This is a genomic window from Joostella sp. CR20 (assembly GCF_038433465.1).
GTDB lineage: Bacteria > Bacteroidota > Bacteroidia > Flavobacteriales > Flavobacteriaceae > Galbibacter.
The window spans coordinates 1-572 of sequence record NZ_JAESVF010000037.1 but is presented as its reverse complement, the minus strand read 5'-3'; the positions used below and the strand labels follow the sequence as shown (position 1 = coordinate 572).

Sequence of the window (572 nt, the reverse complement as noted above, 5' to 3'; positions counted from 1 at the left end):
CAACGGGTCGTATAACCGTCAGTTACGGATAAATATACGAAGTTTTTCGGTTCAGAACTGTCGTTAGCAATTCCGAGTGGATTCTGACGTAGTCGAATCCGCCGTAATTGAGGTTATACATTGTTGTAAACCGTATTTTTATTCCTTCTCCAATTTCAACCATTTATTTTTTCCGATTGTTAATGATCCAACAAGTCCAATAAGAAACAATATTAAGACTCCAATTCCAATATTTTTTGAAATTATATTGTTTGTGTTAAAAATCATTATTCCTGTTAAAGGAAACATTGCTCCGAAAAGTGGAAGTTTTCTGTTGAGAAATTTATTTCCGCTAACAATTATTTTCTCATTTTCGGTTAAATTCCGCAATTCCATTTCTTCACTACCACACCATTGAATTTTCGCTTTCAACCTTTCGTCCCTAAATTCATTCGGTATTTCTATAATTTTTTCTTCTCCGTTTTTCAGTTCAGTCAGAGTTTTTTTTCCAATCTGTATTTCATACGAACAGTTTTTGTTGAAACTCTCTTTAGGTCTATGTAACGTAATTTTCTTCATATGGTTTACAACGG

The 572-nt window shown here is 33.0% G+C and carries 1 protein-coding gene; it reads right to left on the bottom strand.

All coding sequences use genetic code 11. The features are described from left to right. Positions 1-138 precede the first annotated feature (138 nt). Positions 139-572: hypothetical protein (locus JMA43_RS13940; RefSeq protein ID WP_342157318.1), on the bottom strand; the 434-nt coding region annotated here is incomplete at its 5' end.